The sequence below is a fragment of the Klebsiella quasivariicola genome, assembly GCF_002269255.1.
GTDB classification, from domain to species: domain Bacteria; phylum Pseudomonadota; class Gammaproteobacteria; order Enterobacterales; family Enterobacteriaceae; genus Klebsiella; species Klebsiella quasivariicola.
Map to the genome: position 1 here is coordinate 369600 of NZ_CP022823.1, position 21825 is coordinate 391424.

Genomic DNA, 21825 nt, shown 5'->3' on the forward strand with positions numbered 1-21825 from the left:
CGCTGTCTTTCAGGCGTGGAATAAAAGCAGATTATCAGAAATAACTGAACCTGTTTTGTGCGTGATGGCGATGGCCTGGTTATGAAAAAAACTGCCCCTGAAAAAGGGGCAGGGAGGGATGATTAGCGTTTTTTACCCATCGCCGCGGCGAGGGCATCCATCATCGCGCTGTTACCCGCAGGCTGCGCGTCGCGTCCGCGGGGTTTGGCGGCTTTGGCGGCCGGGCGGTTGCCCTGCGGACGATCCTGGCCACCGCCGCGGCGGGAGGAGCTCTCGCCCGGCTGCTCGTCGAGGCGCATGGTCAGGGCGATACGCTTACGCGGCAGATCGACTTCCATGACTTTGACCTTGACGATGTCGCCCGCTTTCACCACGGTGTGCGGATCTTCAACAAACTTGTCGGAAAGCGACGAAATGTGTACCAGTCCGTCCTGATGAACGCCGATATCAACAAACGCGCCGAAGTTGGTGACGTTAGTGACGGCGCCTTCCAGGATCATCCCCGGCAGCAGGTCGTTCATGGTCTCCACGCCATCGGCGAACTTCGCGGTTTTAAACTCCGGACGCGGATCGCGGCCTGGTTTTTCCAGCTCTTTGATAATGTCGGTGACCGTCGGGACGCCAAACTTCTCATCGGTGAAATCCACAGCCTTCAGGTGGCGCAGCGCGCTGCTGTTGCCCATCAGATCTTTCAGCGCCTGCTGGGTGGCGGCCAGAATGCGTTCGACCACCGGATAGGCTTCCGGGTGGACGGTGGAGGCGTCCAGCGGGTTGTCACCGTGGTTGATACGCAGGAAGCCCGCGCATTGCTCAAAGGCTTTCGGCCCCAGACGGCTAACCTTCAGCAACTGCTGGCGGTTCTGGAACTGGCCGTTCTCATCGCGCCAGGCAACGATGTTCTGCGCCATCATGCGAGTCAGGCCGGCGACGCGGGTCAGCAGCGGAACGGAGGCGGTGTTCAGGTCAACACCGACGGCGTTCACGCAGTCTTCCACCACCGCGTCCAGCTTACGCGCCAGCTGGGTCTGGCTGACATCGTGCTGATACTGGCCGACGCCGATGGATTTCGGGTCGATTTTCACCAGCTCGGCCAACGGATCCTGCAGACGGCGGGCGATGGAGACCGCCCCGCGCAGCGACACGTCGAGATCCGGAAACTCCAGTGCCGCCAGCTCGGAGGCGGAGTAAACGGAAGCCCCGGCTTCGCTGACGATCACTTTCTGGGCGGTGACTTTCGGGAACTGCTTCTGCACGTCGAGGAAGAAACGCTCGGTTTCACGTGAGGCGGTACCGTTGCCGATAGCCACCAGTTCAACGTTGTACTTTTCACACAGCGCGGCGACGGCGACGGCCGCTTTGGCGGCCTGGCCGGTGTGGGGATAGATGGTATCGGTGGCCACCAGTTTGCCGGTACCGTCAACCACGGCGACTTTCACCCCGGTGCGCAGGCCTGGATCGAGTCCCATGGTGGCGCGTAGCCCGGCGGGCGCCGCCATCAGCAGGTCGTGCAGGTTACGGGCGAAGACATTGATGGCTTCGTCCTCCGCGCGCTCGCGCACGGTGCCCATCAGCTCGGTTTCGAGATGCATCAACACCTTGATACGCCAGGTCCAGCTGACCACGCCTTTACGCCAGCTGTCCGCCGGGGCGTTATTCAGGCGCAGGCCCAGGTGATCGATAATAATTTGTTCGCCGTGGCTCTCTTTCGGTGGCTCGTCAAACTGTGGGTCGGCGTTTAAAGAGAGCTGCAGGACGCCTTCGTTGCGACCGCGGAACATCGCCAGCGCGCGGTGCGACGGCACGGTGGAGATCGGTTCATGGTGATCGAAGTAGTCGCGGAATTTAGCGCCTTCCTCTTCTTTGCCGCTGACGACGGTGGAGACCAGATGGGCGTTTTTCCACAGATAGTCGCGGACCTTCGCCAGCAGCGCGGCGTCTTCGGCAAAGCGCTCCATCAGAATATATCGCGCGCCGTCCAGTGCCGCTTTGCTGTCGGCCACGCCCTTATCGGCATCAATATATTTTGCGGCCTCCGCTTCCGGGTCGTGGGACGGTTCGTTCCACAGCAGGTCAGCCAGCGGTTCGAGCCCGGCTTCGATGGCGATCTGCCCGCGAGTACGGCGCTTCGGCTTGTACGGCAGGTAGAGATCTTCCAGTTCGGTTTTGCTGAGCGTGGTGGTGATGGCTTTTTCCAGCGCGTCGGTCAGTTTGCCCTGTTCAGCGATGGATTTGAGGATCGCCTGACGACGGTCTTCGAGTTCGCGCAGATAGCCGAGGCGAGTTTCCAGATTACGCAGCTGCGTGTCATCCAGACCGCCGGTGACTTCTTTACGATAACGTGCAATAAACGGCACGGTGTTCCCTTCATCAAGCAGGCGAACGGCAGCTTCTACCTGTTCGGCTCTGGCCTGAAGTTCACCCGCAATAATGCGGCAGAGCGAATCATTCATCATGGCTTTTAATTCATCTTTAGGGTCAAAAATCAGGGACTAGTTATACGGACTGACGGCTGAAAATGCCAGCCGCGCCCGGCGTCTCTCGGAAAGTTCTTGTCTATTTTACGTATTCGATCTCGTTGACATACCAGCTGGCTTCGCCCGCCGGCGTGTTCACGATGGCCAGGTCGCCGACCTCTTTTTTTAACAACGCGCGCGCCATCGGCGAGTCGATGGAGATATAGTCTTTGCGGCCAAAAATTTCATCGTAGCCGACGATGCGAAAGCGCTTGATATCGCCTTCATCGTTTTCAATCTCTACCCAGGCGCCGAAGAAGACCTTGCCTTCCTGCTGCGGTGAATAATCAACTATCTTTAACTGTTCCAGACATTTGGTCAGATAGCGGACCCGGCGATCGATCTCCCGCAGGCGCTTTTTGTTGTACTGGTAGTCGGCGTTCTCGCTGCGGTCGCCGAGGCTGGCGGCCCAGGTCACCTTTTTGGTCACTTCCGGGCGTTCCTGGCGCCACAGGTAGTCCATTTCCTGCTTCAGTTTTTCATATCCCTCGCGGGTGATCAGCGGCGTTTTCATCGTGAGTTCAACCTTCTGACAGTCTGTCGTTGCGCACAATTTGTAGCGCGTAATAATACCGACAGGATAAATACTGTGTCTTATGATTAAATGTATACTTAACCTGCTGTTAAATATGCTTTGTAACAATTTAGCCTGGAATGTATACCAGATTTAGCTGGTGAGCGCGCCGGGCTTTTTTGAGAATACGCACTGACTATTGCAGTGAACCTTTGGGAGTACAAACAATGCAAGAGAATTATAAGATTCTGGTTGTGGATGACGACATGCGCCTGCGTGCGCTGCTCGAGCGTTATCTGACCGAGCAGGGCTTCCAGGTTCGTAGCGTGGCGAACGCCGAACAGATGGATCGCCTGTTAACCCGTGAATCCTTCCACCTGATGGTGCTGGATCTGATGCTGCCTGGCGAAGATGGTCTCTCTATCTGCCGTCGTCTGCGCAGCCAGAGTAACCCGATGCCGATCATTATGGTGACGGCGAAAGGTGAAGAGGTCGATCGGATCGTTGGCCTGGAAATCGGGGCTGACGACTACATTCCGAAGCCGTTTAACCCGCGTGAACTGCTGGCCCGCATCCGGGCGGTGCTGCGCCGCCAGGCGAATGAACTGCCGGGTGCGCCGTCGCAGGAAGAGGCGGTTATCGCCTTTGGTAAATTCAAACTGAATTTAGGCACCCGTGAAATGTTCCGTGAAGACGAGCCGATGCCGTTGACCAGCGGGGAATTCGCGGTCCTGAAGGCGCTGGTGAGTCATCCTCGCGAGCCGCTGTCGCGCGATAAGCTAATGAACCTCGCTCGCGGTCGTGAATACTCAGCGATGGAGCGCTCCATCGACGTACAGATCTCCCGCCTGCGCCGCATGGTGGAAGAGGACCCGGCGCACCCGCGCTATATCCAGACCGTCTGGGGTCTGGGCTACGTCTTCGTTCCGGACGGTTCTAAGGCATGAAACGCGTGCGCTTTTCGCCGCGCAGCTCCTTTGCTCGCACACTGCTCCTGATCGTCACCTTGCTGTTCGTCAGCCTGGTGACGACCTATCTGGTGGTACTGAATTTCGCGATCCTGCCGAGTCTCCAGCAGTTTAATAAAGTGTTGGCCTACGAAGTGCGTATGCTGATGACCGACAAACTGCAGCTGGAGGATGGCACCCAACTGGTGGTGCCCCCGGCGTTCCGTCGTGAAATTTATCGTGAGCTGGGCATTTCGCTCTATTCCAATGAAGCGGCGGAAGACGCAGGGCTGCGCTGGGCGCAGCATTATGAATTCTTAAGCCAGCAGATGGCCCATCAGCTTGGTGGCCCCACCGAGGTGCGAGTGGAGGTCAATAAAAGCTCCCCCGTGGTGTGGCTGAAGACCTGGCTGTCGCCCAATATCTGGGTGCGAGTGCCGCTGACCGAGATCCATCAGGGCGACTTCTCGCCGCTGTTCCGCTATACCCTGGCGATTATGCTGCTGGCGATAGGCGGCGCCTGGCTGTTTATTCGTATTCAGAACCGCCCGCTGGTGGATCTGGAGCACGCGGCGCTGCAGGTCGGGCGCGGCATTATTCCGCCGCCGCTGCGCGAGTACGGCGCCTCCGAAGTGCGCTCGGTGACGCGTGCCTTTAACCATATGGCGGCGGGCGTGAAGCAGCTGGCTGACGACCGTACGCTGCTGATGGCCGGGGTCAGCCACGATTTACGTACCCCGCTGACCCGCATCCGTCTGGCCACCGAGATGATGGGCGAGCAGGACGGCTATCTCGCAGAGTCGATCAACAAAGATATCGAAGAGTGCAACGCCATCATCGAGCAGTTTATCGATTACCTGCGCACCGGGCAGGAGATGCCGATGGAGCTGGCGGACCTCAATGCGGTGCTGGGGGAAGTGATCGCGGCGGAGAGCGGCTATGAGCGTGAGATCGCCACTGCTCTGCAGGCGGGCGAAATCCCGGTACGTATGCACCCGCTGTCTATCAAGCGCGCACTGGCGAATATGGTGGTGAATGCGGCCCGCTATGGCAATGGCTGGATCAAGGTCAGCAGCGGCAGCGAAGCAAGCCGGGCCTGGTTCCAGGTGGAAGACGACGGACCGGGGATCAAACCTGAGCAGCGCGAGCATCTGTTTCAGCCGTTCGTGCGTGGCGATAGCGCCCGCAGCACCAGCGGCACCGGGCTGGGGCTGGCGATTGTTCAGCGTATTATCGACAATCACAATGGCCGGCTGGAGATTGGCTCCAGTGAACGCGGCGGATTACTGATCCGCGCCTGGCTGCCGGTACACCGGGTGCTGGCGCCGATGAAACCCGTCAAAGAGAGCTGATCGCGTCCACGGTTGGACGGGTCAGGACGTTGCACAATAAAAAGCCGGGCAAGCCCGGCTTTTTCACCTCTGCGCCCGTTAGCGCCGCGGCCCTGCCGCCACCAGCGCGGCGCCCGCTGGCGTATCGGTATACTTCTCGAAGTTCTCAATAAACAGCTTCGCCAGCTGGTCGGCTTTCTCCTGCCACTGCTCCGGAGAACCGTAGGTGCTGCGCGGATCGAGGATGTGGGTATCCACGCCAGGGAGCGCCGTCGGGATCTGCAGGTTAAACATTGGCAGGGTAAAGGTCTCTGCGTTGTCCAGCGAGCCATTGAGGATGGCGTCGATAATGGCGCGGGTATCTTTAATCGAGATGCGCTTGCCAGTGCCGTTCCAGCCGGTATTGACCAGATAAGCCTGCGCGCCGGCCGCCTGCATGCGTTTGACCAGCACTTCGGCGTACTGCGTTGGGTGCAGCGTCAGGAAGGCCGCGCCGAAGCAGGCGGAGAAGGTTGGCGTGGGTTCGGTCACACCGCGTTCGGTGCCGGCCAGTTTGGCGGTAAACCCGGACAGGAAATGGTACTGCGTCTGGTCGGCGGTCAGGCGGGAGACCGGCGGCAGGACGCCGAACGCATCGGCCGTCAGGAAGATCACTTTGGTGGCATGACCCGCTTTGGACACCGGCTTAACAATATTGTCGATGTGGTCGATAGGGTAGGAGACGCGGGTGTTTTCGGTCTTAGAACCGTCATCGAAATCGATAGTGCCGTCGGCGCGCACTACCACGTTTTCCAGCAGGGCGTTGCGGCGGATGGCGTGATAGATATCCGGCTCGGCTGCTTCAGAGAGCTTGATGGTCTTGGCGTAGCAGCCCCCTTCGAAGTTAAACACGCCGTCGTCATCCCAGCCATGTTCATCATCGCCAATCAGACGGCGCTTCGGATCGGTGGAGAGGGTGGTTTTGCCGGTGCCTGAGAGACCGAAGAAAATGGCAACATCGCCTTTTTCGCCGACGTTGGCAGAGCAGTGCATGGAGGCGATGCCCTTCAGCGGCAGCAGGTAGTTCATGATCGAGAACATCCCTTTCTTCATTTCGCCGCCGTACCAGGTGCCGCCGATCAGCTGAATGCGCTCGGTGAGGTTGAAGGCGACAAAGTTTTCCGAGTTCAGGCCTTGCTCTTTCCACTGCGGGTTGGTGCACTTCGCGCCGTTCATCACGATAAAGTCGGGCGCGAATTCCGCCAGCTCTTCATCGCTCGGGCGGATGAACATGTTTTTAACGAAGTGCGCCTGCCAGGCGACTTCGGTAATGAAACGCACGCTGAGACGGGTATCGGCGTTGGCGCCGCAGAAGGCGTCGACGATAAACAGGCGTTTACCGGACAACTGCTGGGTCACCAGCCCTTTCAGATGCTGCCAGGTTTCCTGCGAAAGCGGCTTGTTGTCGTTTTTACCCTTGCCTTTATCGGACCACCAGACGGTATCGCGGGTGGTGTCGTCGCGGACGAGGTACTTATCTTTCGGAGAACGGCCGGTAAAAATGCCCGTATCGACGGCGATAGCGCCCAGACTGGTTAAGACGCCACGTTCGTAACCTTCCAGGTTCGGGTCGAGCTCTTCCTGAAATAACATATCGTAGCTGGGGTTGTGGACGATATCCTGGACGTCATTGATACCATAAGCCTTGAGATCCTGCGGGGTTAAACCATGATTAACGCGCATGTCACTGCTCCTTAGCCAAGATGTACTGATATAAATTGTAGGGTTAATTACCGGATATTGACCGCGACCAGGTTCATAGATTTACGTATCTCGACATTTCGCAGAATGACGAAAAAAACGGTGACTCCTGTCACGAAGTGAAGTGGATTATCTCAGGAAATAGCCGCATGGTGGGGTTAGATGTTTCTCAATGGTTAAAAAGTAATTAAAAAAACTGCTGAAATGTGAATGTAATCGCTTTCCTGAAATAAAATTACGTAACTCTTTCAGGGAAAATTGATTCAACGCGTGAATAAATAAAAGTCAGGCTCCGGGTAGCGAAAGTGAAAATCGCGACCCGGCGCCTGAGGAAGGCGAGGGGATTAATGAACCTGCGGGTCGGCTGGAGAGGCGTTGTTACGGATCTCAGCGATATCCATGGCGTTGAAGATATAGTGGTTACCGCAGTAATCGCAGTGCATATCAATTTCGCCTTCATCGGCGAGGATGCTATCTATCTCTTCATCCGGCAGGGTCTTCAGCGCGCCGGCGCAGCGCTCGCGAGAGCAGGTGCACTTGAATTCCACGCTCTGCGGATCGTAGACCGTGACTTCTTCTTCATGGTAGAGACGCCACAGCACATCATTTGCCGGCAGGGTGAACAGCTCTTCCGCCTTAATGGTCTCGGTAAGCGTCGCCAGGTGCTCGAAGTCGGCAGTCTGGGCATCCTGCGCCGGCATCACCTGCAACAGCATCCCACCCGCCATCGGCTGGCCTTCATGTTCGCCGGTGCGGATGATAAGGCGCGTCGGCAGCTGCTCTGAACGCTGGAAGTAGTCTTCCAGGCAGGCGGCCAGCGTATCGCCTTCCAGCCCCACCACGCCCTGATAGCGTTCGCCTTCTTCCGGAGAGATGGTAATGACCAGGTAGCCGTTGCCGACCATCGTTTTCAGATCCGCATCGTCCGCAATATCACCCTGCACGCGCGCGACGCCGCGCAGCTGCTGCTGGTTATTGCCGTTAATCACCGCCAGCTGTAAAGGACCATCGCCCTGTAACTGAACGGTAATGTCGCCAGCAAACTTCAGCGTCGCGGTCAGCAGGCTGGTGGCGACCAGCAGTTCCGCCAGCACTTTTTTCACCGGCTGGGGATAAGTGTGATTCGCCAGAATCTGTTCCAGGGTTTCCGACACCGTTACCAGCTCGCCGCGCACGGCATAATTTTCAAACAGATAACGATGTAATTGATCGTGTTGAGTCATAATCATCTCTCTTTCTGGCGCGAGTTACTCACTCTCGCCGTGTTTAAATCTCATCAGGTCGCGGCGCTCTTTCTTGTCCGGACGTCTGTCAGGATGCGGCATGGTCAGGGCGTTCATTTTGCGCGCCAGGGCCATTTTTTCACGCTTCTCGATACTTTCCGCCGTCTCTTCATACAGGGTGACGGCTTCGCTTGCCGGGCGGCGCTGTTCGGTAATGCCGACGATCCGTACCGTACGCTCGTCGTTGCCCTGACGGAGCGTCAGCATGGCATCCAGTTCGACAATTTTCCCGGGTTTACTGCGTTGTCCGTTGTAATGCACCTTGCCGCCTTCAATCATCTCCCGCGCCAGCGCGCGGGTTTTGTAGAAGCGGGCGGCCCAAAGCCATTTGTCCAGCCTGACGGTTTCGGTGGGCTTCTCTTTCATCGCCTCTCCTTCGGGGTAAGCGAAGGGATCAGTCGTCGGTAATCATTCAGCCCCGGATGGCGCAGATACTGCTTTTCCGCCAGTCCGGAGTCAGGGTTGGTAATACCCAGGCAGTAACGAATGCCAAATTCCCTCGCGGCATCCAGAATCGCCTCGCTGTCGTCGACAAACAGCGTTTTATGCGCCTCAAGGCCGGTTTCCTCCGCCACGGCGCGCCACAGACGCTGATCCTCTTTCGGATAACCAAATGTGTGGGTGGAAAGTAATAAATCAAGGTGCGCATCCAGGCCGGTGTGTTTGAGCTTCACCGCCAGATTATGGGGATGGGCATTGGTCAACAGAATACGTCGCTTACCGCTGGCCTTGAGCGCGTCAAGGAACGGTACGGTATCCTCGCGCAGCGTGGCGCGCGGTCCCTGTTCGCTGGTCATCGCACAAATATCCAAACCCAGGCGCTCGCTCCAGTAATCCAGACAGTACCAGTTTAGCGTATGCTGCACGGCGTGATACTCCTGACGCATGGCCTCTTTCGCCTGCTGCAAATTGAGGCCGCGCGGGGCGCCCCAGGTTTCAGGCACCAGCGTTTGCCAGAAGTAGTTGTCGAAGGCGAGGTCCAGGAGCGTGCCGTCCATATCCAGCAGAACGGTATCGACCTCCTGCCAGGCGATATCAAAGTGCATGATGACTCTCCAGCGAGCGGGAAATGGGCGACAGGGTATCATACCCCGCCGCCGGGAAAATTAATCTTGCGGGTCAGACGCGGGGAGCAGCACCGGATTCAGGCAGCTTTCGTAATATTTCTGAATCTCTTCCATCCGCTGACGATGGCGTTGATAACGACGCAGCGCCTGCACGCTGTGGTAAGCCATGCATCCCAGCATCGACAACAGCAACAAGGTGATGCCGAGATAGCGCCACAGACCGCTGCGGTCAGGGATACGGTGCAGGTTGATATGCTGCGTGCCGTTGGCATCAGTAAACAAGTTAGTGACAATCCCTTCGGCATGGAAAGGGGTATGCATCAGCATGCCCGCCAGTCGCCGCAGTTCGCCCCACTGCTCATGTGCCGGATAATCATACAGGCTCACCGCCGGCCAGGGCTGATTGACCAGCACGCTGCCTTCGTCGCTGGCGATGAGGAAACCGCCGGGGGCCGGGCTGTTCAGCGCCTGTGCGGCCCGCGAGGTTTCACGCATCACAAAGGGGGCCGTTGAGGTGGTGACCAGATTCTCCAGCGACTCGGCGCTGACCGGCCGCAGCAGCACGTTCACGCCATCCAGTTTGCCGGCAGTGGCGCGCTTGGTTAACGCCTCCCAGTTACGGGTATTACCGAGGTTGACCAGCGCGTTCTTCAGGCGCAGGCAGTCATCCTTTGCCGAGCAGAGATCGTTCGTTTTCTGCACGATGTCGCCGAAATCATCCAGCAGCACCATGCCCGATTTCTGAATGGCGGAGCGCAGCGCCGGGCTGACGCGGGAGTCATCGTCGGTTTCCGGGTGTAGCTGGCGCTGAACGGACTGCATCAGGGCGGTCGCTTTGCCGACAATGTCAGACTCCGGCAGCGGCAGAGGAGGGGCGTCGTTCCACACAATCTGCGAGCAATCGAAAGGCAGGAACGGCGAATCCTCTTTGGCCGACCAACTGCCCGGTGTGCGGATATTACACATTCCGGTACCGGTCAGGCGTAGCGTATCACCAATGCGTACATGGGCCTTTTCCAGCTGGTTGACGGTGGTCGCTTCAATCGTCTGCGCACCCTTCAGCCACGACAGAGTGAACTTAAACGGCATATTCAGCGGTACGCTGGCCCACAGCATAATCACCACCACCAGGGCGCCAGCGGCGATAATCGCGCTGCGCAGCCAGTACTGCAGCGGGAAGTTTTTCACTTCGTCATGAAGCGAAAGATAGCGTCCCTGCCGGGCCACGTGGCGGTTGAGATAGATATCAATATCGGTCTGCTGCCCCAAATCCTGGGCAATCCATGGCTGCCAGTGGCGCGGATAGATGAGATCGATAATGCCCAGCGAGATGTTATTGATTTGCTCCTGATCGTTTTCGCCAAACAGTCCCCAGCGCTTAGGGACGCCCCGCAGGCAGTGGATTTCGCGCAGCGCGGCGCGGCGCGGTGGGGCATAGATCCCCCACAAGCCGGCAGCGAGCAGCAGCAAACCAGCGGCGACCAGCCAGGGGGTAAAGACGACAGGCCCAATCAGGCTGAAATAAAAGAACAGGAAAGAGGCGACGATCAGGATCGCTTCGCGCAGACCGTCCGGGCGGTTCAGGGCATGTTCTTCCGGGCTCTCCCGACGGATCTGCCGCAGCTCTACCTGCTCGCTCTCTTCGCCGCGAATGGAGGCCTGGGTGGCCGAGGCGCGTTCCAGGGCGTAGCTTTGCGCCTCCTGGCGATAGTCGCTCAGGCTATGACCGTTAAGGGTGATGACCAGCGGCAGGCTATCGGTGGGGATCAGCTCAACGCTGTTTTCGTCATTGATATGCTGTTCCCAGAACGGCGGCAGATGGACCTCCACCGAATCGAGAAAATAGCGCCATTTATTCGGCGCGTCGGTGGTGATCCCGTAGCGGGTAATGGCCCGCGTCACCGCGTAGACGGTGTCGCTTTGTTCATTCAACGCCAGAGCGACGGGCGCGCTGGTTGCGCCTGATGCCGGGACCTGCTGGGCGCGGCTCAGCTCCGCCAGATACTTTTCGATAGCCTGCCGCTCGTCTGCAGGCAGCGGCCGCGTGGTGGCGTCGCTAAAAGCGTGCAGTAGGGGGAGGCGGCGACGTCTGGCGTGCGAGCGATACCACCATCCGATGAGCAATACGCAGATTAGCAGAGCTGTAAGGAAAATCAGAAAGGTGCCCATGCCCATCCCATCATAGTTATTTTTTTCTTAAGAAATCGTTGGCGAACGTGAAGACTAACATCAAGCTGCAGTATTAGCGGCGTAACTGCTTACAGGGTAGTGAATATGTCATGCAGCAGCGTATAAGCTTACCAAAAACGTTAAAGCGCAGAAATCGGTAAATTCCCAAACAGAATTCAACCTATTGACTTTTTTATCTTTATTGCTTTTCTCTTTGCTGGGGAAAGGTTACAAGCCTGTAAATAAGTAGCGATTTGGATTGCCGAAAGTGCGTTGCCTATCGCACAATGACTGCTTAATCACAGCATAGACCGATGACAATGAGCAAATCATTACAAAAACCCACCATTCTCAATGTTGAAACTGTCGCCCGTTCGCGCCTCTTTAATGTCGAAAGCGTCGATCTGGAGTTCAGCAACGGTGTGCGTCGCGTTTATGAACGTATGCGGCCTTCCACCCGTGAAGCGGTGATGATTGTGCCGATTGTTGATGATCACATTATTTTGATTCGTGAGTATGCCGTTGGTACGGAATCCTACGAGCTGGGCTTCTCAAAGGGGCTGATTGATCCGGGCGAAACGGTAGAGGAAGCGGCCAATCGCGAGCTAAAAGAAGAGGTTGGCTTTGGCGCCAATAAGCTGACGTTTCTGAAGAAGCTCAGTATGGCTCCTTCCTATTTCTCCAGCAAAATGAATATCCTGGTGGCGGAAGATCTCTATCCGGAGTCGCTGCCGGGCGATGAGCCTGAGCCGCTGCCGCAGGTGCGCTGGCCGCTGGCGCAGCTGATGTCGCTGCTGGATGAAGAAGATTTCAACGAGGCCCGTAACGTCAGCGCGTTGTTTTTAGTGCGCGAGTGGCTGCAGGCTCAGGGCCGACTCTGAGCGAAAGCGCGTCGTAACAACAATAAAAAAGCGCCCGCAGGCGCTTTTTTTGTCAGAACAGTTCGTGGGTTTCGCCACCGCCGTCAGTCAGGGTGGTACCCACCTCATGGACCGCCTGCTGCGTGGGTTGGGTGCCTTCAATGAAGTACTCCGCACGACTGTTGCCCCCGTTCGCCAACTGACCGGTGCTGCGGTCAATATTCACCGTGACGATACCCGGCGGCGGAGTTAACGGTTCTTCCGGAACGCCTTCCAGCACGCTCTTCATAAAGCTGTCCCAGGCCGGTTGGGCGCTTTTGGCACCACCTTCATAGCCAGAGATCTGATCTTTAATCGCTCCGGAGGCGGTGGTGCGGCCAAGATCGCGACGATGATCGTCAAAGCCAATCCATACTGACGTCACCACGCCCGGCCCGTAGCCTGAGAACCAGGCGTCCTTCGAACTGTTGGTGGTCCCGGTTTTCCCGCCGATGTCATGCCGCTGCAGATCGCGTCCGGCGCGCCAGCCGGTGCCCATCCAGCCCGGTTCGCCAAAGATGTTACTGTTCAGCGCGCTCTTGATCAGGAAGGCCAGCGGCGTATTAATCACATGCGGCGCGTATTCCTGGGCGCCGCTCTGCGCGACCAGCGACTGGTTGGCCTGCTCCAGCTGCGGCTGCGGCGGCACGTTGCCATTCTGTGGCTCTGTCGAGGTGGCGACATCTTCCACATCTTTGTTTTCCAGCACGTTGGATTTTGGCGTATCGCCATAAATCACCGGTAAGTCACACTGCGGGCAAGCGATCTTCGGACGCTCCTCAAAGAGTACCCCTCCCTGATCGTTCTCAATCTTACTGATAAAGAAGGGATTAACCAGGAAGCCACCGTTGGCCATCACCGAATATCCGCGCGCGACCTGCAGGGGAGTAAAGGAGGCTGAGCCCAGTGCCAACGATTCAGTGTGGACAATGTTTTGCGCCGGGAAGCCAAAGCGCTGCAGATACTCGGCGGCGTAGTCGACGCCCATAGCGCGCATGGCGCGTACCATCACCACGTTTTTCGACTGTCCAAGCCCCTGGCGTAAACGAATCGGACCGGCATACTGCGGCGGCGAGTTCTTCGGCCGCCAGTCGGAACCGGCTCCGGCGTCCCAGCGTGAGATCGGCACATCGTTGAGCATACTTGCCAGGGTTAAGCCTTTATCCATCGCGGCGGTATAGAGGAACGGCTTAATGTTGGAGCCGACCTGACGCAGCGCCTGGGTGGCGCGGTTGAATTTACTCTGGTTAAAGTCAAACCCGCCGACAAGGGCAATAATCGCTCCGTTTTGCGGGTTAATGGAGACCAGCGCCGAGTTGACGTCCGGGACCTGCGACAACCACCAGCTGTCAGCCACTTTACGCACCCAGATCTGCTGCCCGGCCTGCACGACGTCGTTGACTTTACGCGGGGTCGCCCCCTGCTGCGTATCGGAGATAAAGCGACGGGCCCAGCGCACGCCGTCCATCGTCAGCGAAACCGAGTCGCCGTTAGCCAACAGCGCGACGGCCTCCTGGGCATTCGCGGAGGTGACCACCGCCGGGAAAAGCGGGCCGTAGCCAGACTGACGCTTCAGCATGTCGACGATCTTCCTCGTCTCCCACGGCGTTTCACCGACTTTCCATAGCACGCTGGCCGGGCCGCGGTAGCCATGACGCATATCGTAATCCAGCACGTTATTGCGTACCGCCTGCTGGGCCGCCTGCTGGTTCTTGCGGGTAATGGTGGTGTAAACCCGGTAGCCATCTTCATAGGCCTGCTCGCCGTAGCGATTCACCATCTCCTGACGCACCATTTCGCTCAGGTAAGGCGCAGAGAAGGCGATTTTCGGCGCGTGATAGCTGGCGTCGATCGTTTCGCTGCGTGCCTCATCGTATTGCGCCTGGGTGATGTACCCTTCGCTCAACATACGCGATAACACCACGTTGCGACGGGCAGTGGCACGATCCATGGAATAGAGCGGGTTAAAGGTAGAAGGCGCTTTCGGCAGGCCGGCAATCACCGCCATCTCACTCAGGGTCAACTGGTCGATAGGTTTGCCAAAATAGACCTGCGCCGCGGCGCCGACACCATAGGCGCGGTAGCCGAGGTAGATCTTGTTCAGATACAGCTCAAGGATTTCATCTTTGTTCAGCAACTGCTCGATGCGGATAGCCAGAAAGGCCTCTTTAATCTTACGCATCAACGTCTTCTCGGGGCTGAGGAAGAAGTTACGAGCTAACTGCTGGGTGATGGTGCTGGCGCCCTGGGAGGCGTGGCCTGAAAACATCGCCACGCTGGCGGCACGGAAAATACCTACCGGATCGACGCCGTGGTGCTCATAGAAACGGCTGTCTTCAGTGGCGATAAACGCTTTAACCAGTTCGGGAGGAATTTGCTGCAACGTTACAGGGATACGGCGTTTTTCGCCATATTGCGCAATAAGCTCACCGTCGGCGCTATAGACCTGCATCGGGATCTGCAAACGCACATCCTTCAGGGTTGCGACGTCGGGGAGTTGCGGCTCTATGTATTTGTAGAGGCCAAAAATCGAGCCTGCTCCCAGCAGTACGCAACAGACTGCAAGGATCAATAGATACTTTACGAACTTCACCGGTGTTTTCCCATTTAGTTTTATTTGGGCAGTTTATAAACAAACGCGCGGTAGTATAAAGGCAAGCCAGGAGCATTGATATAGCCGGGCAGTTTTGCCGGATAAGGAGATCGTAAGCATGGCTTTCAGAAACTGGAGGATCGGAATGCATATCCAACAGGATAGCATTGCCGTTGTCGCACTACTGCATGAGCGCTCACGCTGGGCGCTACGCCGCTGGTGGCGGATCCCTCTGCCGCCAGGTCTGGTACGCCAGGGTATGGTGGCGGACGTCAGCGCTCTCGGTACACGACTTGCCGCCTGGCGCCGGGAGCTACCGGCGCAGCATCAGGTCAGTATCGCCTTTCCCGCGGTGCGCACATTGCAAAAGCGCCTACCGTATCCGCAGTTCGCTCTGCGGGATCGGCAACAGGCGACGTGGATAGCCAGCGCCATGACCCAGCAGCTGGCGATGCCCGCCACCTCCTTATGTATTGATTATGCGCCCACCTCGCAGAACGACGGCTGGCAGGTTACAGCGGCGCAGCGGCTGGACATCAATGTCCTGCGGGAGCTGGCAGGACGGCTGCGGCTGCGGGTGGCGGCCATCGTGCCGGATGCCAGCGCGCTGGGCGCCTTTTTCCCCTTGATGACGGCGACCGAGCAGGCCCTTGCCTGGCGGGATGAAAAGCACTGGCTATGGGCGACCCAGGAGGCCTGGGGCTGTGAGGCCTGCGATGAAGTGGGCTCCTTAAGCCAGCTGGCGGAGCAGCTTCAGATGCCGTTGCGTCTGTGTGCGGATGCCGGTGATGAGGCCAACCGTTTTGATGCCTGGCAGGTGATTCACCGCCGGCAGCCCCCATTGCCGGCCGATGGCGATCGCTATGCTATTGCCCTTGGGCTGGCGCTGGGGGGGGGGCGCCATGACGCATGTCGTTAATCTTCTTCCCTGGCGTGACCTTCGCCGCCGCCAGCGCTTGCGCTACGCCCTGTTGTTAGCCATCGGCATTGTGCTGCTGGGCGGGATGAGCCTGCTGGTGAGCCGAACGGCGCGTCTGCAGCACGGCTTCCTGGCGACGCTCCACACGACGGCAGACGCGCAGCTGCTCGCCTCGCTCAAACTACGCGAGAAGGCGCTGCGCGAGGCCCGGCAGGAGTACCATCGCCTGCTCGCGCAGCAACGGCGCAGATCGGCGATCGCGGCCTGGCAACCCAGGCTGCAGGCGCTCGCGGCAGATCTGCCTGCACAGGCGTGGCTGACGCGGCTGGATTACCACGAGGCGGTTCTGACGCTCAACGGCCTCGCTTTGAACCTACAGGCACTGGCCAGCGCGGAGGCCATTCTGGCTAGCGTCCCTGGATTCGCGCCGGCAAAAGCTGGCGGAACCCAGCGTGACGCCGAGGGCCGCTGGCAGTTCAGCTTTACCCTGACGGGAGAGCGTTCCGATGCAGATTAACATCCAGCGCAGCCAGAAGCTGCTGCTGATCCTGTTTATGCTGGGGGGCGGTGCGGCTCTCTGGCACGCTACCCGGCTGCCGCTGGCATCGGTGTCCCGTGAAGTGGCCCTGCAAACACAGTGGCGCCGGGTGATGGCTTTGCGCATACCTGCCGGTGATATACCAGGTGCGCGCATCGACAAGCAGCCGTTTTCGCCCATAGCCATTCCACTAACCGGCGTCAGGCTTATTGCCTGGCGTCCACAGGGGAACGGCGGTGAGATGGAACTGACCCTGCCCTGGCAGACGGTGCCCGCGTTTTTTGCCTGGCTGGCGCGCTGCGGGATGAGTCCGCGCTCGTTCTCATTGTATCGCGAGGCGCAGGTACTCCGCCTGCATCTGCAACTGGAGGCGGAAGATGATCGGTAAACGCTGGGCTTTACTGTGGCTGCCGCTGTCGCTGCTGGCCGCCGGGCGAGACCCTTTCCTGCCGGTAGAGGATCCCTGCCGTACGGCGCAGCTATCGCAATGGCGCTATGGCGGGGCCGCCGGCGATGACGCAGGCTGGAGGGGATTTCTGCAGGACGGGAGCGGCAAGTGGCAGCGGGTGCAAATAAATGAGCAATTACCCACCGGATGGCGAGTGAACCGGATGACCCCCGGTGAGCTGGAGATCGCCACCCCTGCGGGGTGTGAACCGCCAGCGTGGCGCTGGCAACGTGAAGGGAAACAACATAATGCGATGGATAAGCCTCCTGTTTCTGCTGCTGCCTCTGGCAGTGGCCGCCGCGCGAAATGATAAGACGGTTACGCTGGTGGTCGACGATGCGCCGGTGGCCCAGGTGCTGCAAGCCCTGGCCGAAATGAACCATAAGAATCTGGTCGTGGCGCCGGACGTCAGTGGCACGCTCTCCCTGCATCTGCAGAAGGTTCCCTGGACTCAGGCGCTGCGGGCGGTGGTGGACAGCGCGGGCCTCTCTTTGCAACAGCAGGGGACGGTCATTTACGCGCACACTCAGGCCTGGCAAAAGGCAAATCAGGCGCAGCGTGAAGCCGAGCAGGCGAAACGCCTGCAGAATCTGCCGCTGCAGGCGGAGAACGTCATTCTGCACTATGCCGATGCTGAGGAGCTGGCAAAAGCGGGCGGTAAGTTACTCAGCGCCAGGGGCAACTTAATGGCGGATAAGCGGACCAATCGCCTGCTGATCCGCGACGATGCTCGTCATCTCCCGGCGCTTAAAGCCTGGGCTCAGGAGATGGATTTGCCTGTCGGGCAGGTTGAGCTGGCTGCCCATATCGTGTCGATGAGCGAAACCAGCCTTCGCGAGCTGGGGGTGAAGTGGCGGCTGGCGGAGGTCGGCGGCACGCCGGGATCAGGACAAATCACCACCCTGAGCAGCGATTTGTCGGTGAACGATGCCAGCACCCGCGCAGGGTTTAACATCGGCAAGATTAACGGTCGCTTGCTTGAGCTGGAGCTTTCCGCGCTGGAGCGTAAGCAGCAGGTCGAGATTATCGCCAGCCCGCGTTTACTGGCCTCTCATATGCAACCCGCCAGCATCAAGCAGGGAAGTGAGATCCCTTATCAGGTCTCCAGCGGCGAAAGCGGCGCCACGTCGGTGGAATTTAAAGAGGCGGTATTGGGGATGGAGGTGACGCCGACAGTGCTGCAGCAGGGGAGAGTGCGTCTGAAGCTGCGGATCAGTGAAAATACGCCGGGCCAGGTATTAAAGCAGGAGAATGGCGAGACGCTGGCCATCGATAAACAAGAGATAGAAACCCTGGTGGAGGTCCGCAGCGGCGAGACCTTAGCGTTGGGCGGCATCTTTTCGCAGAAAAATAAAACCGCCCGCGACAGCGTCCCGCTGTTGGGTGATATCCCGGTGCTGGGGCGCTTGTTTCGTCGCGACGGGAAAGATAATGAACGCCGTGAACTGGTTGTCTTTATTACGCCACGGATTCTGGCAGTACGTTAAGCAGGTTTTTCATGCTAAACACGTTTCAGGTGTTTGACGTGAGGACGGATTTAGCATACAAGGGGTACCGATTTGAGAGTCGGGTACGACATCAATCCTCCCTTTATTGTCCGGCGATTTTATTCAGTTGCCAAACCAGCCGGAGTATTGAGATAATTTTTAGTCTGACTCTCGCTCTATTGCATATGAGGTTTCAGTTCATGCCCTGCGGCGCTGGGTGTCTGCGAAGCGGGTTTATCATTAACGAATAGTCTTAGTAGTACCGAAAAAATGGCAGAGAAACGCAATATCTTTCTGGTTGGGCCTATGGGTGCCGGCAAAAGCACTATTGGGCGCCAGTTAGCCCAACAGCTCAACATGGAATTTTACGATTCTGATCAAGAGATTGAGAAACGCACTGGCGCTGATGTGGGCTGGGTCTTCGATGTTGAAGGCGAAGAAGGCTTCCGCGACCGTGAAGAAAAAATTATCAATGAGTTGACGGAAAAACAGGGGATTGTGCTGGCGACTGGCGGCGGCTCTGTAAAATCCCGTGAAACGCGTAACCGTCTCTCCGCCCGCGGCGTGGTGGTCTACCTGGAAACAACAATCGAGAAGCAGTTGGCCCGTACGCAGCGCGATAAAAAGCGTCCTTTGCTACAAGTCGATGCGCCGCCTCGTGAAGTGCTGGAAGCGCTGGCTGACGAGCGTAACCCGCTGTATGAAGAGATCGCCGACGTGACTATCCGCACAGACGATCAGAGTGCGAAAGTCGTCGCGAACCAGATTATTCATATGCTGGAAAGCAACTGATTCTGGCTTAATAAAAGTGCGTCAGAGTAAAAGTCACTGAGGTGGATGTCGCGTTATGGAGAGGCTTACTGTTACCCTCGGGGAACGTAGTTACCCGATTACCATCGCGGCTGGTTTGTTTAACGATCCAGCTTCCTTTCTGCCACTCAAGTCGGGCGACCAGGCTATGCTGGTCACCAACGAAACACTGGCGCCGCTTTATCTGGATACCGTCCGCTCCGCGCTGGAGCAGGCAGGCGTCAACGTTGACAGCGTGATCCTGCCCGACGGCGAGCAGTACAAAAGCCTGGCGGTGATGGATACCGTTTTCACCGCGTTGTTGCAAAAACCGCATGGCCGTGACACCACGCTGGTGGCGCTTGGCGGTGGTGTTATCGGTGATCTCACCGGTTTCGCCGCGGCAAGCTATCAGCGCGGCGTGCGTTTTATTCAGGTCCCTACCACCTTGTTGTCGCAGGTCGATTCATCGGTCGGTGGCAAAACCGCAGTGAACCACCCTCTCGGCAAAAATATGATTGGTGCCTTCTGGCAGCCGATTTCGGTGGTGGTCGATCTTAACTGTTTAAAAACCCTGCCGAAACGCGAGCTTGCTTCCGGACTGGCTGAAGTCATCAAGTACGGCGTGATCCTGGATGGCGAATTCTTCAGCTGGCTGGAAAACAACATTGATGCGCTGCTGGCCCTGGATGACAACGCGATGGCGTACTGTATTCGTCGCTGCTGTGAGCTGAAAGCGGAAGTTGTGGCTGCTGACGAGCGTGAAACCGGGTTACGTGCTTTACTCAATCTTGGACATACCTTCGGCCATGCTATCGAGGCGGAAATGGGCTACGGTAACTGGCTGCACGGCGAAGCGGTGGCGGCAGGTATGGTCATGGCCGCGCATACATCCGAACGGCTGGGGCAGTTCCGGGCTCAGGATACTCAGCGCATTATCGATCTGCTCAAGCGTGCAGGCTTGCCGGTACGCGGCCCGCAGGAAATGAGTGCGCAGGCGTATTTGCCCCATATGATGCGCGATAAGAAAGTACTGGCTGGCGAAATGCGGCTAGTGCTCCCGCTCGCAATAGGAAGCAGCGAGTTGCGCGGCGGAGTGCCGCACGATGTGGTTCTTGGCGCGATTGCTGATACTCAGCAGGCGCAACAATAAGAAGGTCTGGCCGCGTTCGCGCGGCGTTATCATTTCGGGTGATGTGCAATAATCGTGAGCATAAGCCTTTTAGTGGGGTGTTAAATGGATGATTTCAAACCAGAAGACGATATGAAAGCCGATCGCAACGATCGTCGTGCTGGTCGTTCCCGTCAATCTTCCGAGCGTGATGCCGATCCGCAAATTAATTTCGACGATGTCGATCTTGATGCCGATGAAGACCGTCCGACGCGCGCCGGTAAGGCCCGTCGCGAGCGTGATGAGGAAGAATTTGAAGAAGAACTGGATGCGGAAGACGAGGAGATGCTCGAAGAGCAACCTGTAGAGCGTCGTCCGCGCAAGCGTAAAAAAGCGCCGGCCAAACCAGCCTCCCGTCAGTACATCATGATGGGCGTGGGGATTCTGGTGCTGCTGCTGTTAATCGTAGGTATCGGTTCCGCGCTGAAATCGCCATCATCGTCCAGCCAGCAGACCGCTTCCGGCGAGAAGAGCATTAATCTTTCTGACGACCAGTCCACCAGCACGCCTGCTGCTGCCGGCCAGGATCAGACCGCCGCCAACACCACCTCACAGCAGGACGTCACGGTTCCGCCTATTGCCGCGAACCCGACCCAGGGCCAGGCAGCGGCAGAGCCGCAGGGCCAGCAGCGGGTTGAAGTTCAGGGCGATCTGAATAATGCGTTGACCCAGCAGCAGGGCCAACTGGATGGCGCCGTAGCCAACTCGACGCTGCCGACTGAACCGGCAACCGTCGCGCCGATCCGTAATGGTGCCAATGGTACAGCGGCTCCGCGCCAGGCAACTGAACGTCAGACGGCGGCGACGCCGCGTCCGGCTGAGCGTAAGCACACCGTTATCGAAGCGAAGCCGCAGACGAAGCCTCAGGCCGTGGCAAAAGCGCCGGTAGAAACCAAGCCGGTTCAGCCGAAGCATGTTGAAAGCGCCGCGACTACCGCTCCGGCGAAAACGACCGCCGCGGAAAGCAAACCGGTGGCAACGGCGCAGAGCAAACCTGCAGCGACCACCACCCCTGCTGCGCCAGCCGCAACGGCAGCCACGGCAGCTCCGGCCGCGAAGAGCGGTAAAACGGCAGGTGACGTCAGCTCAATGAAATCTGCGCCGTCGGGTAACTATACCCTGCAGCTCAGCAGCTCCTCTAACTATGACAACCTGAACAACTGGGCGAAGAAAGAGAAGCTGGAAAGATATGTTGTCTATGAAACATCGCGTAACGGCCAACCATGGTACGTGCTGGTGAGCGGTATCTATGCTTCAAAAGAAGAAGCGAAACGCGCTGTCACCTCGCTACCGGCGGACGTGCAGGCGAAAAATCCATGGGCAAAACCGCTGCATCAGGTTCAGGCTGACCTGAAATAATGCCGTGGGGTAGTCTTAAGCGCAGGATGCTGTCGGAGCTTTCTCCACAGCCGGAGAA

Annotated in this window: 19 protein-coding genes; 11 read left to right on the top strand and 8 right to left on the bottom strand. The window is 58.1% G+C overall.

What is annotated here, in order from left to right:
* Positions 1-122 precede the first annotated feature (122 nt).
* The gene (locus B8P98_RS01755) at positions 123-2453 is read right to left on the bottom strand and encodes a Tex family protein (protein ID WP_080897524.1); all 2331 of its coding nucleotides are present in this window, start codon (positions 2451-2453) and stop codon (positions 123-125) included.
* A gap of 100 nt (positions 2454-2553) precedes the next feature.
* Positions 2554-3027 (bottom strand): transcription elongation factor GreB, encoded by a 474-nt coding sequence (gene greB, locus B8P98_RS01760; RefSeq protein ID WP_002920503.1) that lies wholly within the window; start codon positions 3025-3027, stop codon positions 2554-2556.
* Between the two features lie 227 nt (positions 3028-3254).
* On the opposite strand from greB, the gene ompR reads away from it, so the two are divergent.
* Positions 3255-3974, top strand: coding sequence for an osmolarity response regulator transcription factor OmpR (gene ompR, locus B8P98_RS01765; protein ID WP_001157751.1), 720 nt, complete (start codon positions 3255-3257; stop codon positions 3972-3974).
* Positions 3971-5326, top strand: a complete 1356-nt coding sequence (envZ, locus tag B8P98_RS01770) for a two-component system sensor histidine kinase EnvZ (protein WP_025711881.1) — start codon at positions 3971-3973, stop codon at positions 5324-5326. Before ompR ends, envZ begins: the two co-directional genes overlap by 4 nt.
* Positions 5327-5404: 78 nt before the next feature.
* On the opposite strand, the gene pckA is transcribed toward envZ, so the two are convergent.
* From pckA to B8P98_RS01795, 5 genes are all read right to left on the bottom strand, one after another.
* Entirely contained in the window at positions 5405-7027 is a 1623-nt protein-coding gene (pckA, locus tag B8P98_RS01775; RefSeq protein WP_025711882.1) for a phosphoenolpyruvate carboxykinase (ATP), read from the bottom strand.
* A gap of 362 nt (positions 7028-7389) precedes the next feature.
* Positions 7390-8274, bottom strand: a complete 885-nt coding sequence (hslO, locus tag B8P98_RS01780; RefSeq protein ID WP_165931759.1) for an Hsp33 family molecular chaperone HslO — start codon at positions 8272-8274, stop codon at positions 7390-7392.
* Between the two features lie 18 nt (positions 8275-8292).
* Complete coding sequence (hslR, locus tag B8P98_RS01785) at positions 8293-8694, bottom strand: ribosome-associated heat shock protein Hsp15 (RefSeq protein ID WP_017899959.1); 402 nt, start codon at positions 8692-8694, stop codon at positions 8293-8295.
* A complete protein-coding gene (gene yrfG / locus B8P98_RS01790; protein ID WP_080897523.1) occupies positions 8691-9374 on the bottom strand; it encodes a GMP/IMP nucleotidase in 684 nt (227 codons plus the stop codon). Before yrfG ends, hslR begins: the two co-directional genes overlap by 4 nt.
* 60 nt (positions 9375-9434) lie before the next feature.
* Positions 9435-11564, bottom strand: coding sequence for an intracellular growth attenuator family protein (locus B8P98_RS01795; protein WP_025711886.1), 2130 nt, complete (start codon positions 11562-11564; stop codon positions 9435-9437).
* Positions 11565-11884: 320 nt separating this feature from the next.
* Between B8P98_RS01795 and nudE the strand changes: the two genes are divergently transcribed.
* A complete protein-coding gene (gene nudE, locus B8P98_RS01800; RefSeq protein ID WP_025711887.1) occupies positions 11885-12445 on the top strand; it encodes an ADP compounds hydrolase NudE in 561 nt (186 codons plus the stop codon).
* Positions 12446-12497: 52 nt separating this feature from the next.
* Here the strand turns inward: nudE and mrcA are convergent, their stop codons facing one another.
* Positions 12498-15056, bottom strand: coding sequence for a peptidoglycan glycosyltransferase/peptidoglycan DD-transpeptidase MrcA (gene mrcA / locus B8P98_RS01805; RefSeq protein WP_025711888.1), 2559 nt, complete (start codon positions 15054-15056; stop codon positions 12498-12500).
* 118 nt (positions 15057-15174) lie between these two features.
* On the opposite strand from mrcA, the gene B8P98_RS01810 reads away from it, so the two are divergent.
* The 8 genes from B8P98_RS01810 (at position 15175) to damX (ending at position 21767) form a co-directional block, all read left to right on the top strand.
* A complete protein-coding gene (locus B8P98_RS01810; RefSeq protein WP_025711889.1) occupies positions 15175-15975 on the top strand; it encodes a type IV pilus biogenesis protein PilM in 801 nt (266 codons plus the stop codon).
* Positions 15959-16492 carry a PilN domain-containing protein gene (locus tag B8P98_RS01815; RefSeq protein ID WP_025711890.1) on the top strand — a complete coding sequence of 178 codons (534 nt, stop codon included), beginning with the start codon at positions 15959-15961 and terminating at the stop codon, positions 16490-16492. Before B8P98_RS01810 ends, B8P98_RS01815 begins: the two co-directional genes overlap by 17 nt.
* The gene (locus B8P98_RS01820; RefSeq protein ID WP_025711891.1) at positions 16482-16901 is read left to right on the top strand and encodes a HofO family protein; all 420 of its coding nucleotides are present in this window, start codon (positions 16482-16484) and stop codon (positions 16899-16901) included. The genes B8P98_RS01815 and B8P98_RS01820 overlap by 11 nt, the downstream gene beginning before the upstream one ends.
* The gene (locus B8P98_RS01825; protein WP_025711892.1) at positions 16891-17271 is read left to right on the top strand and encodes a HofP DNA utilization family protein; all 381 of its coding nucleotides are present in this window, start codon (positions 16891-16893) and stop codon (positions 17269-17271) included. Before B8P98_RS01820 ends, B8P98_RS01825 begins: the two co-directional genes overlap by 11 nt.
* Positions 17207-18448, top strand: a complete 1242-nt coding sequence (hofQ, locus tag B8P98_RS01830; protein WP_025711893.1) for a DNA uptake porin HofQ — start codon at positions 17207-17209, stop codon at positions 18446-18448. Before B8P98_RS01825 ends, hofQ begins: the two co-directional genes overlap by 65 nt.
* A 270-nt stretch (positions 18449-18718) precedes the next feature.
* The gene (aroK, locus tag B8P98_RS01840) at positions 18719-19240 is read left to right on the top strand and encodes a shikimate kinase AroK (RefSeq protein WP_002920267.1); all 522 of its coding nucleotides are present in this window, start codon (positions 18719-18721) and stop codon (positions 19238-19240) included.
* A 55-nt stretch (positions 19241-19295) separates the two neighbouring features.
* On the top strand, positions 19296-20390 hold the full coding sequence (gene aroB / locus B8P98_RS01845) for a 3-dehydroquinate synthase (protein ID WP_025711894.1): 1095 nt from the start codon (positions 19296-19298) through the stop codon (positions 20388-20390).
* An 84-nt stretch (positions 20391-20474) separates the two neighbouring features.
* Complete coding sequence (gene damX / locus B8P98_RS01850; protein WP_025711895.1) at positions 20475-21767, top strand: cell division protein DamX; 1293 nt, start codon at positions 20475-20477, stop codon at positions 21765-21767.
* Positions 21768-21825: the final 58 nt, after the last annotated feature.